Annotated in this window: 2 protein-coding genes (1 of these 2 cut by a window edge); both read left to right on the top strand. The window is 74.2% G+C overall.

Annotated elements, in window-relative coordinates:
• Positions 1-8 precede the first annotated feature (8 nt).
• Positions 9-9,008 carry an SDR family NAD(P)-dependent oxidoreductase gene (locus tag OHS58_RS05965; RefSeq protein WP_328647428.1) on the top strand — a complete coding sequence of 3,000 codons (9,000 nt, stop codon included), beginning with the start codon at positions 9-11 and terminating at the stop codon, positions 9,006-9,008.
• Positions 9,005-17,000: the start of an SDR family NAD(P)-dependent oxidoreductase gene (locus tag OHS58_RS05970; protein WP_328647429.1), read on the top strand. 14,624 nt of this gene lie beyond the right edge of the window; only the first 7,996 of its 22,620 coding nucleotides appear in the window; it begins with the start codon at positions 9,005-9,007; the stop codon falls past the right edge of the window. Before OHS58_RS05965 ends, OHS58_RS05970 begins: the two co-directional genes overlap by 4 nt.

The following is a 17,000-nucleotide window of genomic DNA, read 5'->3' on the forward strand; positions in this document are numbered from 1 at the left end:
GGATTCCCATGGCACACAGTTCCGTTGGTTCCCACGACATCGCCGTCGTCGGCCAGGCGTTGCGGCTGCCGGGCGCCCGCACGAGCGACGAGTTCTGGGCGAACCTCGCGGAAGGGCGCTCGCTGATCAGCGAGGTGCCCGAGCAGCGCTGGCGCGCCGCCGACCACGCGGGCGACCCGCGCCGCGACGGCGACAAGACCAGCAGCGTCTGGGGCGGGTTCATCACCGACGCCGAGTGCTTCGACGCCGACTTCTTCCAGGTGTCCCCGCGCGAGGCCCGGCTGATGGACCCCCAGCAGCGGATGGCGCTGGAGCTGAGCTGGCACGCCGTCGAGGACGCCGGCTACCGCGCCGACCGGCTCGCCGGCTCGCGCACCGGCGTCTTCATGGGCGTGTGCCACTGGGACTACGCCGAGCTGATCGAGCAGGAGCTCGACACGATCGACGCGTACTACCCGACCGGCGCGGCGTACGCGGTGATCGCCAACCGCGTCTCGCACCACTTCGACTTCCGCGGCCCGAGCGTCGTCAACGACACCGCCTGCGCGAGCTCCCTGGTGTCGGTGCAGCAGGCGGTGCAGGCGCTGACGTCGGGCGACTGCGACCAGGCGCTCGCCGGCGGCGTCAACCTGATCTGGTCGCCGCGGCACTTCATCGCGTTCAGCAAGGCGGGCATGCTCTCCCCGGCCGGTCGCGCCAAGGCGTTCGACGCCGGCGCGAACGGCTACGTGCGCGGCGAGGGCGGTGGCGTCCTGCTGCTGAAGCGCGCCGAGGACGCGCTTCGCGACGGCGACGCCGTGCACGCGATCATCAAGGGCGTCGGCACCAACCACGGCGGCCGGACCAGCTCGCTGACGGTGACCAACCCGGACGCGCAGGCGCGGCTGATCGCCGACACCTACCGCCGTGCCGGGATCGAGCCGGCGTCGGTGAGCTACGTCGAGGCGCACGGCACGGGCACGCCCGTCGGTGACCCGATCGAGGTACGCGGCCTGAAGAAAGCGTTTGCGGAACTGGGCGACACGAGTTCCGGCCAGCACTGCGGCATCGGCTCGGTCAAGACGAACATCGGGCACCTCGAAGGCGCCGCGGGCGTCGCCGGGATCCTCAAGGTGATCGCCGCGATGCGGCACCGGGCCCTGCCCGCGACGGTCGGCTTCGAGCGGCTGAACCCGCTGATCACGCTGACGGGCAGCCCGTTCCGCGTCGTCGACGAGCTGTCGGAGTGGACGGCGCCCGACGGCTCGCCGTTGCGGGCCGGGGTCAGTTCGTTCGGCTTCGCCGGGACGAACGCCCACGCGCTGCTGGAGTCGCCGTCCCCGGTCGAGCCGTCCGGACCGTCCGAAGAGGACGAATGGCTGCCGGTGTCGGCGATGGACGACGAGCGGCTGCGCGAGACGTGCGCCGGACTCGCGGCGTGGGCCCGGACCCGGCTGGCGTCGGGTGACGTCATAGCGGTCGCCGACATCGCCCACACCCTCCGGCACGGCCGGGTGCCGATGCCCGCGCGTGTGGTGTTCCGCGCCCGCGACCTCGATACCTGGGCGGGGCAGCTGGAGAGCGTCGCGGCGGGTTCTGCGCCGGACGACTGCGTGGCCGGTGGTTCCGCCGCCGAGCTGACCGGCGGCCTCGACGAGGCCGACGTGACCGAGCTGGCGGCCGCCTGGCTCGCGCAGGGCCGGCTGGAGAAGTTCGCCCGCGCCTGGGCGCACGGCCTGCCGGTCGACTGGTCGGCGTGGCCCGCGACCGGCCGCCGGGTGCACCTGCCGGGTTACGCCTTCGCGCGCACGCCGTTCTGGTTCCGCCCGCTGGAAGCGGGTCACCCGTCGCTGGGCGAAGGCGTCGAGGAGGACGGCGGGTGGACGTACCCGCTGACGTTCCACGCCGGGCAGGACGTCATCCGCGACCACGTGGTCAACGGGGTTCCGGTGGTGCCGGGCGTGGCCGTCCTCGGGCTGGTCCTGGCCGCCTCGCCGGTCGAGGTCCCCAGCGTGCGCAACGTGGGCTGGATCCGTCCGCTGACGGCGCCGGGTCCTCGCCTGGACGTCCGGCTGCGGCTGGTGCCCGCCGGCGACGGCTTCGACTTCGCGGTGCTCGATGAGGCGGGGGAGCGGTACGTCTCCGGCCGCCTCGTCCCGGGGACCCCCGGCGGCTCTGCTGCCGGTGACCTGGCCGCCCGGTTCCCCGCGGACCTGGCCGTCGACGGCGGTTACTCGGCGTTGCGCGCGAGCGGCGTCGAGCACGGCCCGGCACTGCGCGGCCTCGAGTCGGTGTCCCGTGGTGCCGATGGCGTTCTGGCCCGGATCCGGGTACCGGCCCAGGCGGCGCCGGGCTGGCTGCTGCACCCCGTGGTGCTGGACAGCGCCCTGCAGGCGGTCCTGGCGCTGGGGTCTTCGGACTGGCGCACCCCGGCGGCGGCCAGCGTGCCGTTCGCGCTGACGGAGCTGACGCTGCTCGGTCCGGTCGGCCGCGTCACGCAAGCGGTCCTGCGCGGCACGGAGTCCAAAGTGGACGTGGATCTGTACGGCGAGGACGGCGTGTTGTGCGCCCGCCTCCGCGGCTACACGCCCCGCTCCCTGGCCGCCTCGACGGCCCCCGCCGCTCCGGCTCATTCGGCCGCTCCGGCCGCCGAAGGCGACCTCATCGAGGTGCGCCAGGCGTGGCACCCCGCGCAGGCGGTCGAGACCGGCCGGACAGGGCCGCTCGTAGTGCTCAGCGCACTGCTCACCGACAGCCCCGAAACGGCGCAGCGCCTGGACGCGGAGATCCTCCCGCTACCCGGCGCCACGTCGTCCCGCACCGGCGCGCAAACCGCCGCCGAGGCCGCGCAAGCCGCGTTCGACTCCTGCTACCAGCACCTCCGCGACCTCTTGGACCGGCCCGGCAGCGCCACCCGGACCGTGCTCGTCGTCGCGCCCGGCTCGCCCGATGATCCCGTGTACGCCCCGCTCGGCGCGGTCCTGAAGTCGCTGCACAAGGAGAACCCCGCCGTTCGCGGCAAGCTCGTGCTCGTCGACGGGCCGACCGATGACGCGCGGTTGGAAACGATCGTCCGCACCGAGGCCGCGACTCCCGACATCGAGGTCGCTTACGACCGCGCCGGCCGGCGGCTGGTGCGGGAAACCGTCGAACTGGCCGCCACCGACGGCGAATCGCTGCTGCGCGAGCAAGGCGTCTACTGGATCACCGGCGGCGCGGGCGGCGTCGGGACACTGCTCGCCGATCACCTGCGCGAACGCTACAACGCGACCGTCGTGCTCAGCGGCCGCCGCGCGCGGCCCGAACTGCCCGGCTACCACCAGGTCGACGTCACCGACGCCGCCGACGTGCGCCGGGCCGCCGCGGCGATCAACGACCGGCACGGCCGGATCGACGGCGTCTTCCACGCCGCCGGCGTCCTCGCCGACGGCTACCTCGTCGCCACGCCGCTCGAAGCCACCGCGCCGGTGCTCGCGCCCAAGCTCGCCGGGACCGCGCACCTCGACGCCGTCTGCCGCGAGCACGGTGCCGGCTTCCTGGCCCTCTTCGGCTCGGTCGCCGGCGCCTTCGGCAGCGCGGCCCAGACGGCCTACGGCGCGGCGAACGCCTTTCTCGACGCCTTCGCCGCCCGAGCCGACGGCTACGCGGTCCGCGTCGTCGACTGGCCGCTGTGGGCCGAGGGCGGCATGAGCGTCGACAAAGCGACCGAGGCGTACCTGCGGAAGACGACCGGCACCGTCCCGCTGCCGACCGCCGCCGGGCTGGCCGCGCTGGACCGCGCACTGCAGGTCGACGCCCCGCCGCAGCGCGCCGTCCTCCACGGCGAAGCCGGCAAGCTCCGCCGGTACGCGGGCCTGACCCGCGAAAAGCCCGTCACCAAGCCGGCGACGACGTCGAAGGTGGACGACCGCACCCTGACCGCGAAGACCGAGGACCACCTCCGCCGGCTCTTCGCCGAGCTGACCGGCCGAGAACCGGACCACATCCGGGCCGATCAGAAGCTGGAGCGCTACGGCATCGACTCGCTCATCGTCGTCGACGTCACCAGCCGCCTCGAAGACGACTTCGGCTCGCTGCCCAAGACGCTCTTCTTCGAGTACGTCGACCTCCGCGGCGTCGCCGGCTACCTGATCAGCGAGCACCGCGACCGCCTCCAGGAGATGTTCGGCAGCCCGGAGACCTCGGAGACGGAGCCCCCGGTGGTCGTCGAAACGTCCGAGGCACCGGTGCCCGCGCGCATCATCGAACGACCCCGCGAAGACACCCACGACATCGCCGTGATCGGCATGGCCGGCCGTTACCCGGGCGCCGACACCCTGGCCGAGTTCTGGGACCTGCTCAGCGAAGGACGGCACAGCTTCGAACCCGTCCCGGCCGACCGCTGGCGCCACAGCGACCTCTACTTCGACGAGCGCGACGTCCCCGGCAAGACCGTCGTGAAGGCCGGGACGTTCCTGCGGGACATCGACGCCTTCGACCCCCGCTACTTCTCGATCTCCCAGCGGCAAGCCGAACTGCTGTCCCCGGAAGTCCGGCTGCTGCTGCAGTCGGGCGTCACCGCACTGGAGGACGCCGGCTACTCCCGCGAGACGATCCAGCGCCGCTACGAGGGTGACGTCGGCGTGCTCGTCGGCTCGATGAACAACAGCTACTCGCTCTACGGCTTCGAAAACCTGCTCACCCGCGGCACCACCACCAGCGGCAGCGAGCTCGGCGTCTTCGCCAACATGCTCTCCTACTTCTACGGCTTCACCGGCCCGTCGATGTTCCTCGACACGATGTGCGCGTCGTCGTCGACCTGCGTGCACCAGGCCGTGCGGATGCTGCGCGCGGGCGACTGCCGGATGGCCGTCGTCGGCGGCGTCAACCTGATGCTGCACCCCTACGACCTGATCGCGACGTCGCAGGCGCACTTCACCAGCAAGTCCGCCGACCTCCTGCGCAGCTACGGCATCGGCACCGACGGCACCGTCCTCGGCGAAGGCGTCGGGATGGTCGTCCTCAAGCCGCTCTCGGCCGCCGTCACCGACGGCGACCACGTCTACGGCGTCATCCGCGGCAGCGGCATGACCAACGCGGGCGTCCGCAACGGCTTCACCGTGCCGAGCCCGGCCCAGCAGGGTCGCGCGATCGAGAAGGCCCTGGACGACGCGGGCGTCGACGCGCGCACGATCAGCTACCTCGAAGGCCACGGCTCGGCGACGTCGCTGGGCGACCCGATCGAGATCCGCGGCGCGACGAGCGCGTTCCGCCGCGACACCGCCGATCGCGGGTTCTGCGCGCTGGGCTCGGTCAAGTCGAACGTCGCGCACCTGCTGTCCGGCTCGGGGATCGCCGGTCTGACGAAGGTGCTGCTGCAGCTGAAGCACCGCACGATCGTCGAGTCGCTGCACTCGGAGACGCTCAGCCCGGCGATCGACTTCGCCGACACGCCGTTCGTCGTCCAGCGTGAGCGCGCGGAGTGGCCGCGTCCGGTCCTGAACGGACAGCCGGTTCCGCGCCGCGCGGGCGTCACGTCGATCGGCGCCGGCGGCGCGAACGTGCACCTCGTCGTCGAGGAGCACGACGGCGTGGCCACGGTGCCGGACACGGGCCGGCCGCGGCTGCTGGTGTTCTCCGCGACCACTCCGCAGGCCTTGGGGCGGGTGCTCCGCGACGCGCACGCCTACGTCCGCGCCGAGCGTCCCGGCCTGGACGCGCTCGCGTTCACCCTGCAGACGGGCAAGAACGAGCTGCCGTGCCGCCTCGCGTTCGTCGCCGAGGACGCGGAGACCCGCCTCGCCGAACTGTCCGAAGTGGACTGGACCGGCACCGCGCCGGCGGGCGTCCGGTTCACCCCCAGCACGATGGGCGTGTCCGCGACCCCGGACCCGGACGTCGTGACGCGCGCGCTCGCCGACGCCGACCTGCCGGTGCTGGCCGAGGCCTGGGCCGCCGGCGCGGACGTCGACTGGGACGTCCTCTGGCCCGCGCGTCCGGCCAAGCTGTCGCTGCCCGCGTACCCGTTCGACAAGGTGCGCTGCTGGTACCCGGCCTTCGACGACGCGCCGAGCGTCCTGAACCCGCTCGCCTTCGCGCGGCGGGAACACCCGTGGGTCGGGGTGAACCGGTCAGACCTGAGCGGCATCCGCTACCGGCTCGCGCTGCGCGGCGACGAACTCCTCGACTACACGTACTCGGTCCGGCGCGACCGCCGGTTCGCCACCGTCGCGCTGCTGGACGGCGTGCTCGCCTTCGCCGAGGTGGCCGGTCTCGACGGCGAGTGGGCCGTCCGTGACGCACGCTGGGGCGAGCTGCCCGCGCCGTCGGCCGAGGAGCAGCTCGACTGGCGGCTGGGCACCGGACACCGCGTGGAACTCCGCACTTCGGCCGGGGCGCCGGTGTTCGGCGCCGACCTCGTCCCCGCCCCGGAACCCGAGGACGAGGCCCCGGTGACCGCGCCTCTTTCGCTTGACCAGGACGCCTTCTACGCGCGGCTCGCCGAACTCGGTGTCGATCCCCGGCCGTACGCGAAGGCGGTCGAGGGGGTCGCCGAGATCGACGGCCGGCTGCTGGTGCGCGTCGCCGAGCCCGCGACCTGCCAGGACCCGGGGAAGCGGCGGGTCCGCGTCCCGGCCTGGGTGTTCGCCGGGCTCGTCCAGGGCGTGCAGCACCTGTCCGCCGACGCCGACGTCACCATCCGGCGCCTCGGCTCGCTGACCGGCCGGAACCTCGACCGCACCCGCGCGGTGCTGGTGGAGCGCACTGGGGACGCCGTCTTCGACGTCCGCCTGCTCGACGAGGACGGCCGCGTACTGGGCCGCCTCAGCGGCGCCGACTTCGGCACCGGCGCGGACGCCCCGGCCGCCGGCCGGCCGGGCCTGACCGGCACGGTCCGGCAGACCGTCGCCGAGCTGCTCAAGGCGGACCCGGCCGAGATCGACCTCGACACGCACTTCCCGGCGTTCGGCTTCGAGTCGATCACGCTCGCCGCCCTGGCCACCGAGCTGGGCGGCCGGCTCGGGATCGACCTGCGCCCGTCGGTGTTCTTCGAGTTCCCCAACGTCCGCAGTCTCGTCGAGGCGCTGGCCGAGCAGGTCGCGGAACCGGCGGTGTTCACGGCCGCCGCGCCCGCCACGACGACGCCCGCCCCGGCCCCGCCCGCCTCGCCGATCGCACCCGAGCCCGGCGACGGCGTGGCGATCATCGGGATCGCCGGCCGTTTCCCCGGCGCCGACGACCCCGACACCTTCTGGGAGCGGCTGCGCGCCGGTACCGACCTGGTCTCGCACTACCCGGGCGACCGCTTCGACGACCGCTACGCCGAAGTCGTCGCCAACGCGGACTTCCCGAAGTTCGCCGGCCTCCTCGACGGCGTCGACCGGTTCGACGCGGACTTCTTCGCCGTCTCACGGCTGGAAGCCGAGCTGATGGACCCGCAGCAGCGTCTCGCCTTGGAAACCGTCTGGACCGCTCTCGAAGACGGCGGCTACCCGCCGGTCCGGCTGCCCGGCGACACCGGCGTCTTCCTCGGCGTCTCCGGCCACGACTACCACCACCTGCTCAACGCCGGCGGCGTCGCGCCCGAGGGTTACACCGCCACCGGCAACTCGCACGCCGTGCTCGCCAACCGCGTCTCGTTCCTGCTCGACGTCCACGGCCCGAGCGAGCCGATCGACACCGCCTGCTCCAGCTCGCTCGTCGCCGTGCACCGCGCGGTGGAGAGCCTGCGGTCCGGACGCTGCGAGATGGCCATCGCCGGTGGCGTGAACCTCCTGCTGAGCGTGGACACGTTCGCCGCGACGCAGACCGCCGGGATGCTCAGCCCCGACGGCCGCTGCAAGACCTTCTCGGCCGGCGCCGACGGTTACGTCCGTTCGGAAGGCGCCGCGGCGGTCCTGCTAAAGCCGCTGTCCGCCGCACTGCGCGACGGCGACGTCGTCCACGGCGTGCTCCTCGGCAGCGCGGAGAACCACGGCGGCCGTGCCGCGTCGCTCACGGCGCCGAACGCCGCCGCGCAGGCCGCGGTCGTCCAGGCGGCGATGCGGGGCGTCGACCCCGACAGCGTCGGTTACGTCGAGGCGCACGGCACCGGCACCGCGCTGGGCGACCCCGTCGAGGTCGACGCCCTCACCCGGGCCTACCGGAACCTCGGGGCCTCGCCCGGCCGGACCCGCGCCCTGGGCTCGGTGAAGGCGAACATGGGCCACGCGGAGGCGGCGGCCGGCCTGGCGGGCCTGCTGAAGGTGCTTCAGCAGATGCGGCACCGCGAGCTGCTGCCCGTGCTGCACTGCGCCGAGCTGAACCCGCACCTCGCGCCCGAGGGCTTCGAGGTGGTGCGCGAGCTGCGCCGCTGGGAACCGGTGACCGACGGCGCCGGGCAGGAACTGCCGCTGCGCGCCGGGGTCAGCAGCTTCGGCTTCGGCGGCGTCAACGCGCACGTCGTCGTGGAGGAACCGCCTTCGCGCCCGCAGCCGGCTCCCGAGTCCGGTCCCCAGGCGATCGTGGTGTCCGCCCGGGACGCCGACCGGTTGCGGGAACGCGTGAGTGCCCTGCGCGATTTCGTGGTCAGCCACGACCTCTCCCTGGCGGACCTGGCCTTCACGCTGCAGGTGGGCCGGGAGGAGATGGAACACCGGCTGGGCTTCGCCGCCTCGAGCGTCGAAGAGGTCGTCGCCGGGTTCGACGCGTTCCTCGCCGGACGGCCCGGGCCGCACACCGGCACCCTGCGCCGGGCGCGTGGGGCCGCGGTGCGCCGGGACCGCACGGCGGACCCGGAGGTCACGGGCGCCGGCCTCGACCGCGTCACCGCGTTGTGGTGCGAAGGCCGGACGGTCGTCTGGGAGGACCTGCACCCGGCCGGACGCCGGATCCTGCGGCTGCCGACCTACCCGTTCGCGCGTGAGCGCTACTGGGTGCCCGAGGCGGCCGCGCCGCCCGCCGCTTTCGACGTCGACGCGCGGGCCGCGTTGCTGGAAGCCGTGCTGGCCGACCAGGAGAGCCCCGATGTGCTCGATACCCCGCGTCTCGTGACGGGAGCGACCTCATGACCCTCCGCGTGCCCACCTGGCGCCGCGAACCGGCCGGCCCGACCACGCTGCCCGCCGGCGCGCGACGGCTCGTCATGACGTGCGACCTGCCCGGTCGGCTGCCGGGTGTGTCGATCGCCGCCGTGGAGACCGGCGGTGACGACGCCGCGACCGCGTACGAGCGGGCGTCGATCCGGCTGTTCGGCGAGCTGAAGCGGCTGCTGTCCACAGGGGACGGACGACCGTGCGTCGTCCAGGTCGCCTGCCGTGCGGGGTCGGTTTTCCCGGGCCTGATCGGGCTGCTGCGCACGGCCGCCCAGGAGGAGCCGGCGCTGCGGGTGCAGCTGGTCGAGTTCACCTGCGAGCCGGCGGACCTCGATGCCGCGCTTTCCGGCTCGGGGGAGCACGTGCGGTTCACCGCCGAGGGCCGCTTCGTCGCGGACTGGGAGTCCGCCGCGCCGGGTACCGGACGCGCCTGGAAGCCCGGTGGGGTCTACCTGATGACCGGCGGCGCGGGCGGCATCGGCCGGCTGCTCGCCGCGGACCTCCCGCCGGACGCCACGCTGGTCCGATGTGGACGGTCGCCGGCCGGGCCGGGGGAGTACCGCGAGGTGGACGTCACGGACGCGGCCGCGGTGCGCGCGCTGGTCGAGGAGGTCGTGCGGACGTACGGGCGGCTCGACGGCGTCGTCCACGCGGCGGGCGTGCTGCGTGACGGCTACCTGATCCAGGGCTCCTACCAGGACTTCCAGGCGGTGCTGGCGCCGAAGGTCGCGGGCCTGGTCGCCCTGGACGAGGCCACACGCGACCTGCCGCTGGACTTCTTCGCGGCGTTCTCCGCGGTGGCCGGGACGCTCGGCAACGCCGGCCAGGCCGGCTACGCGGCGGCCAACGGCTTCCTCGACGCCTACCTCGCGCAGCGCAGCGGGCCCGGCGTCGGCGTCTCGCTGGGCTGGCCGCTGTGGCGCGACGGCGGAATGCGCGTGCCGCAGGAAGAACTGCCCGAGCTGGCCGAACGCTTCGGCCCGCCGCTGGAGACCGGGGCCGCGCTCACCGCCCTGCACGGAGCGCTCGCGCTCGGTGCCGCCCACGTCGTGATCACCGGGGAAGGGAACCACATGACCGGCCAGGACGACCTCCGAGCCCGCGTCCTCACGCGGCTGAAGGACCTGATCGCCGAGACGATGCGCCTCGACGCGACCCGCCTGGACGCCGAAGCGCCACTGGACGGCTACGGCATCGACTCCCTCACGGTGACCCGCCTGAACCGGCGCTTCACCGAGTGGTTCGGCGCGCTGCCGAAGACGCTGCTGTACCAGTACCCGACCCTCGCGGCGCTGGCCGGCCACCTGGCGGAGCGCCACCCGGAGGGCTGCACCCGCTGGCTCGACGACGCCCCCGCGAGCGCCGCCCCCGCGCCCGCCGCCCCCGCCCCCGCGCCCACCGCCGCCGCGCCCACCGCCCCGGCGAGCGAGACCGGCGAGCGGGTTCCGGCGGGTGCTCTGCCGCGGCTTGTCGTGAGTGGTAATGCGGGTTCTAACCCGCATTACCACTCACGACCGGCCACCGGCGAACCCATCGCCGTCATCGGGATCAGCGGCCGTTATCCGGACGCCCCCACGCTCGACGCCTTCTGGCAGAACCTCCGCGCGGGCCGCGACAGCGTGCGCGAGATCGAGCGCTGGCCCCTCGACGGCTTCTTCCAGCCCGACCAGCAGCGCGCCGTCGAAGAGGGCGCCAGCTACAGCAAGTGGGGCGGCTTCCTCGACGGCTTCGCCCGCTTCGACGCGGCCTTCTTCGGCATCGCCCCGCGCGACGCCGCCGACATCGACCCCCAGGAACGGCTCTTCCTCGAAACCGTCTGGTCCGCGCTCGAAGACGCCGCCTACACCCGGGAACGGCTCGCCGACCAGCACCAGGGCCGCGTCGGCGTCTTCGCCGGCGTCACCAAGACCGGCTTCGACCGCAACCACCCGCCCGCGGTGAGCGGGCCCCGCCGCGCACCGCGGACGTCGTTCGCCTCCCTCGCCAACCGCGTCTCCTACCTGCTGGACCTGCGCGGCCCGAGCCTGCCCGTCGACACGATGTGCTCGGCCTCGCTCACCGCGATCCACCAGGCCTGCGAGCAGCTGCGCCACGGCGCGTGCGAGCTCGCCATCGCCGGCGGCGTGAACCTGTACCTGCACCCGTCGACCTACGTCGAGCTGTCCCGCGCGCGGATGCTCGCCGCCGACGGCCGCTGCCGCAGCTTCGGCGACGGCGGCGAGGGCTTCGTCCCCGGCGAAGGTGTCGGCGCGGTCCTGCTCAAGCCCCTGGCCGCGGCCGAAGCCGACGGCGACCCGATCCACGCCGTCATCGTCGGCTCGGCCGTCAACCACGGCGGCCGTACCAACGGCTACACCGTCCCGAACCCCCGCGCGCAGGCCGCCGTCGTCCGCGAGGCCCTCGACAACGCCGGGCTGACGTCGGCCGACGTCGGCTACGTCGAGGCCCACGGCACCGGCACCCGCCTCGGCGACCCCGTCGAGGTCGACGGCCTGACCCAGGCCTTCGCGGACACCCCGGCGGACTGCGCGCTCGGCTCGGTCAAGTCCAACATCGGCCACCTGGAGGCGGCGGCCGGCATCGCCGGGCTGACGAAGGTGGTGCTGCAGCTGGAACACGGCGAGCTGGCGCCCACCCTGCACGCCGAGCGGACCAACCCGGACATCGACTTCGCCGCGACGCCGTTCACGCTGACCCGCGAAGGCGGCGCCTGGCCCTCGACCGGCCGCCGCGTCGCCGGGATCTCCTCGTTCGGCGCGGGTGGCGCGAACGCGCACGTGCTCGTCGCCGAGTACCAGCGCGCCGCGACGCCGCCGCCGCCGCGCCACCCGGTGCTGCTCCCGCTGTCCGCGCGGACCGACGCCGACCTGCGCGCCCGGGCCGCCGCCCTGGCGGCCTGGCTCGACACGCGGGAGACGCCGGATCTCGCCGCCATCGCGGCGACGCTCCAGACCGGCCGCGAGGCCATGGACGAGCGTCTCTGCTTCGTGGCGAGTACAGCGGGAGAATGGCGCGAGCAGCTGGGCGCGTACCTGTCCGAGGTCGCCGACGGACCGTGGTGGCGCGGAAAGGTCCAGGCGAGCAAGGAAACCCTGGCCGCGCTGACCCGCAAGCCCGAGGTGCGCGCGCTCGTCGGGAAGTGGGTCGCCGACGGCGCCTGGGGCGAGCTGGCCGCGTTCTGGACCAAGGGCACGCCCCTCGACTGGTCCGAAGTGAACAGTGCGTCGACCCGGGTGCACCTGCCCGGCTACCCCTTCGCCGGGCCGGAGTTCTGGTTCGAGCCCACCGGGATCGAGCCTCCGCGCGAGGAGCACGCCGACGCGCAGGACGTCCTGCTGGCCGAACTCGCGGACATCCTGCAGATGCCGGCCGCCGACATCGAGCGGCACCGGCCGTTCGCCGACTACGGCCTCGACTCGATCCTCGGCGTCAGCCTCGTGCACCGGCTCAACGAGACCCTCGGCACCGACCTCGACACCACGGACCTGTTCGACCACGGCACGGCCGACCGTCTCGGCGCGTTCCTGGCCGGCGCCCGGCCCGTCGCGAAACCCGCCGCCGCGTCCCCGCGGGAGGACGACGCGATCGCCATCGTCGGCCTGGCCGCGCGCTACGGCGACGCGGAGACCCCCGAGGCGCTGTGGGCGCACCTCACCGCGGGCACCGACCTCGTCGAGCCCGTCACGCGCTGGCCCCTCGCCGGCGACGTCGCCTGCCGCACCGGCAGCTTCCTGAGCGACATCGACCACTTCGACCCGGCGTTCTTCGGCATCTCCGGCGTCGAGGCGACGGCGATGGACCCGCAGCAGCGGATCTTCCTCGAACAGTGCTGGAACGCCCTGGAAGACGCCGGCTACACGGGGGAGCGCCGGCTCGGCGGCCGCACCGGCGTGTACGTCGGGTGCTACGCCGGGGACTACGGCGAGCACCTCGACCGGACGGCCCCGGCACAGGCGCTGTGGGGCACGATGGGCTCGGTCGTCGCGTCGCGGATCGCGTACCTGCTCGACTTCACCGGCCCGGCGCTCACCGTCGACACGTCGTGCTCCAGCTCGCTCGTCGCGCTGGACCTGGCCTGCCGCGACCTGAAGGCGGGCACGGCCGACGTCGCGATCGCCGGCGGCGTGTTCGTGCAGACGACACCGCGGCTGTACGCGTCGGCGACGCGCGCCGGCATGCTCTCGCCGTCGGGCCGCTGCCGCAGCTTCGACGCCGGCGCCGACGGGTTCGTCCCGGGCGAAGGCGCGGGCGCGCTCGTGCTCAAGCGGCTGGCCGACGCCGAACGCGACGGCGACCACATCCACGCGATCGTCCGCGCGTCGGGCGTCAACCAGGACGGCACGACCAACGGCATCACCGCTCCGAGCGCGGCGTCCCAGGAACGGCTGCTGCGTGAGGTCCACGCGGGTCTCGACGGCGTCCAGCTCGTCGAGGCGCACGGCACCGGCACCCAGCTGGGCGACCCGATCGAGTTCCGCGCGCTGTCCCGCGTGTTCGCCGACGCGTCTCCGGGCAGCATCGCGCTCGGCTCGATCAAGACGAACATCGGGCACACCCAGTTCGCCGCGGGCGTCGCGGGTGTGGTGAAAGCGGTGCTGTCCCTGCGCCACCGGACGATCCCGGCGTCCCTGCACTTCGACGCGGCCAACGCGCGGATTCCCTTGGCGGGCAGCGCTTTCACGGTACCTACGTCCACGACCGCGTGGCTTGAGCCCCCGCACGGCCCGCGGCGGGCGGCCGTCAGTTCCTTCGGCGCGAGCGGCACCAACGCCCACGTCGTGATCGAGGAGTACCCGCGGACGCCGTCCGCCGACGTGCCGGGGGAGCAGGCGTTCCTGCTGTCCGCGCGCTCGCCGGAGGCTCTCCGCTCGGTGGCCGAGCGGCTCGTCGCGCACCTGGAGCGTGAGACGGGCCTGGCCGCGGCGGAGCTGGCGTACAGCCTCGCCGCCGGGCGCGCCGCTCTGCCGCACCGGCTCGCGGTCGTCGCCGACGGGACCGCGGCGCTCGCGGACCGCCTGCGCGCCTGGCTGTCCGGCACGGCCGCCGACGTGCTCACCGGCGAGGTCCCCGCCGACGCCCAGCCGGACGCGGTGAGCCCGTCGACGGCCCGCGACCTGGCGGGAGCCTTCGTCCGCGGGGCGATCGCCCAGGTCGCCGAGGCCTTCCCGGCAGCCGCGCGCCGCGTGGTCCCGGCGCCGACGTACCCGTACGAGCGCCAGAGCTACTGGCCGGCGGCCGTCCCGTCCGAGGGTCTGCCGCGGCTTGTCGTGAGTGGTAATGCGGGTTCTAACCCTCATTACCACTCACGACCCCCAGCGGACCTCACGCCTTCCGCGTACCGGGTCCGGCTCACCGGGGAGGAGTTCTTCCTCGCCGACCACCACGTCAACGGCCAGGCCGTCCTGCCCGCCGTCCTCTCCCTGGAGTTCGCGCGGCGCGCCGTGACCCCGGGCACCGCGTTCGCCCCGGCCGGCCTGCGTGATCTCGTCTGGAGCGCGCCCTTCCCGGTGGACGCCACCGGCGCCGACCTGACCGTCGAGCGCGAGGGCGCCGCCTTCCGCATCCGGCGTGACGCGGCCGACGTCCACGCCCGGGGCCGGTACACCGAGCCGGAAGCCGCTGACACCGTGCCGCTCGACGCGGTGCGCGAGCGGTGCACCGCCCGGTCGCTCACCGCGGCGCAGTGCCGCGCGGCGCTCGACGCCGTCGGCATCCGCCACGGCGCCCGGCTGCGGGCCCTGGACCGGCTCGCCATCGGCGACGGCGAGGTACTGGCCAAGCTCGTCGTGCCCGCCGCCGCCCGCGGCGCGGACCTCGCCGTGCACCCGGCGCTGCTCGACAGCGCCGTGCAGGCGGTCGTCGGCTTGTTCGGCGACCCGGCCGGTGCGCTGGCCGAACGCGACGGCCGGCCCGCGCTGCCGTTCGCGGTCGACGCCGTCGACATCCTGACGCCCACCGCCGAGACGATGTGGGCGCACGTCCGCCGCGCCACCGACAGCACCGAAGTGACCACAGTGGACATCGACGTCTGCGACGACGCCGGCCGCGTCGCGGTCCGCCTGCGCGGGCTGGCCTTCCGCCGCGTCGCCGAGACATCGTCGCCGCGCACGGCGCTGCTCGCCCCGGTGTGGGACGCGGTGTCCGGTGCCGAGGAGCCCGCGGTCGGCTCCCGCCCGGTCCTCGCCGGCGGCGACGCGGCCGAGCGGGCGGCGTTCCTGGCCGCGTTCCCCGGCGCCACCCTGCTCGACGGAGAACTCCCCGCCGACGTCGACCACGTCTTCTGGCTGCCGTCCGGCGACGGCGTCCTGAGCGTCTTCCGGCTGGTCAAGGCCCTCCTCGACGGCGGTGCGGACGGTCGTGAGATCGGCTTCACCGCCGTCACCCGGCAGGCGTGCCGGGTGCCCGGCGACCGGACCCTCGACGCCACGCACGCCGGCGTGCACGGCCTGCTCGGCTCCGTCGCGAAGGAGTACCCGCACTGGCAGGTGCGGATCGTCGACGTCGCCGCGGACGAACCGGTGCCGTGGGACGCGGTGGCGAACCCGCCAGCCGGCCCGTACGGCGTCGTCGCCGCCCGGCGGCACGGCGAGTGGTTCCGGCCGCGGCTCCTGGAGGTCGCCGACACGCCGTCCGACACGCCGTCGGCGCCCGGTGGGGTCGTCGTCGCGATCGGCGGCGCGGGCGGCATCGGCACCGTGTGGACCGAGCACCTGCTGCGCCGCCACGGCACCCAGGTCGTCTGGGTCGGCCGCCGTCCGCTCGACGCGGAGATCGCCGCGAACCAGGAACGGCTCGCCGCGTTCGGGCCGAAGCCGGACTACGTCCGCGCCGACGCGTCCGATGTGGACGATCTGCGCCGGGCCCGCGCGACGATCGTCGAGCGGCACGGGCCGGTGCACGCGGTGCTGCACACCGCGATCGTGCTGGGCGACCAGAGCGTGGCGCGGATGACCGAGGAGCGCTTCCGCACGACCTACGCGGCCAAGGCGGACATCGCCGTCAACCTGGCCGAGGTCTTCGCGGACCAGCCCCTGGAGTTCGTCGCCTTCTTCTCGTCGATGCAGGCGTTTTTCACCGCGCCCGGCCAGGCCAACTACGCGGCGGGCTGCACGTTCGCCGACGCGTACGCCGACCAGCTCGGCGAGCGGCTCGGCTGCCCGGTGAAGGTGATGAACTGGGGATACTGGGGTGGCGTCGGCATCGTCGCCGAAGACGGCTACCGGCAGCGGATGGCGCGCCTCGGCCTCGGCTCGATCGAGCCGGCGGAGGGCATGGCCGCGTTCGACCGCCTGCTGACCTCGCCGTTCGACCGGCTGGCGCTGCTGAAGGCGGCCGACGCCCGCAGCATCGCCGCGTTCTACGAGGACAGCGCCCTGACGGCGTTGCCCGCCGGGTCGTCCTCCCCGGTCGCCGACCTGCTCGCGGCGCGGCCCGACCGGAGCGCCGACATCGAGCGCGTGCGCGTCGCCGCCGACGGGCACGGGCGGTCGATGGAAGCCGCGCTCGTCCGGATCACCTGGGCGCTGCTGCGTGACCTGGGCCTGTTCAGCCGTCCGGGCACGGCCGCCGAGCTGCTCGCGGCCGGCGGGATCGAGCCGCGGTACGAACGCTGGCTGACGCACACCCTCGACGTCTTCGTCCGCACCGGCCTGCTGCGCTCGGCCGACGGCCGCTACGAAGCCGTTTCCCCGTCGCCGGTGGACCTCGCCGAGGCGTGGCGCCGCTGGGACGCCGACCGGGCGCCGTGGCTGGCGAGCGAGGGCAAGCGTCCGCAGGCGGTGCTGGTCGACACGACCGTGCGCACGCTGCCCGACATCCTGACCGGCCGCCGTCCCGCGACCGACGTCATGTTCCCGAAGTCCTCCCTCGAACTGGTCGAGGCCGTCTACCGGAACAACCCGGTGGCGGACTACTTCAACGACGTCCTCGCGGACACGCTGGTCGAGCACGTCCGCGCCCGGGTGGCGG

The sequence above is a fragment of the Amycolatopsis sp. NBC_00348 genome (genome assembly GCF_036114655.1).
Taxonomy (GTDB): domain Bacteria; phylum Actinomycetota; class Actinomycetes; order Mycobacteriales; family Pseudonocardiaceae; genus Amycolatopsis.

Coding starts and splice junctions, on each gene's coding strand:
- OHS58_RS05965 (WP_328647428.1), top strand. CDS start 9: ATGGCACACAGTTCCGTTGGTTCCCACGACATCGCCGTCGTCGGCCAG.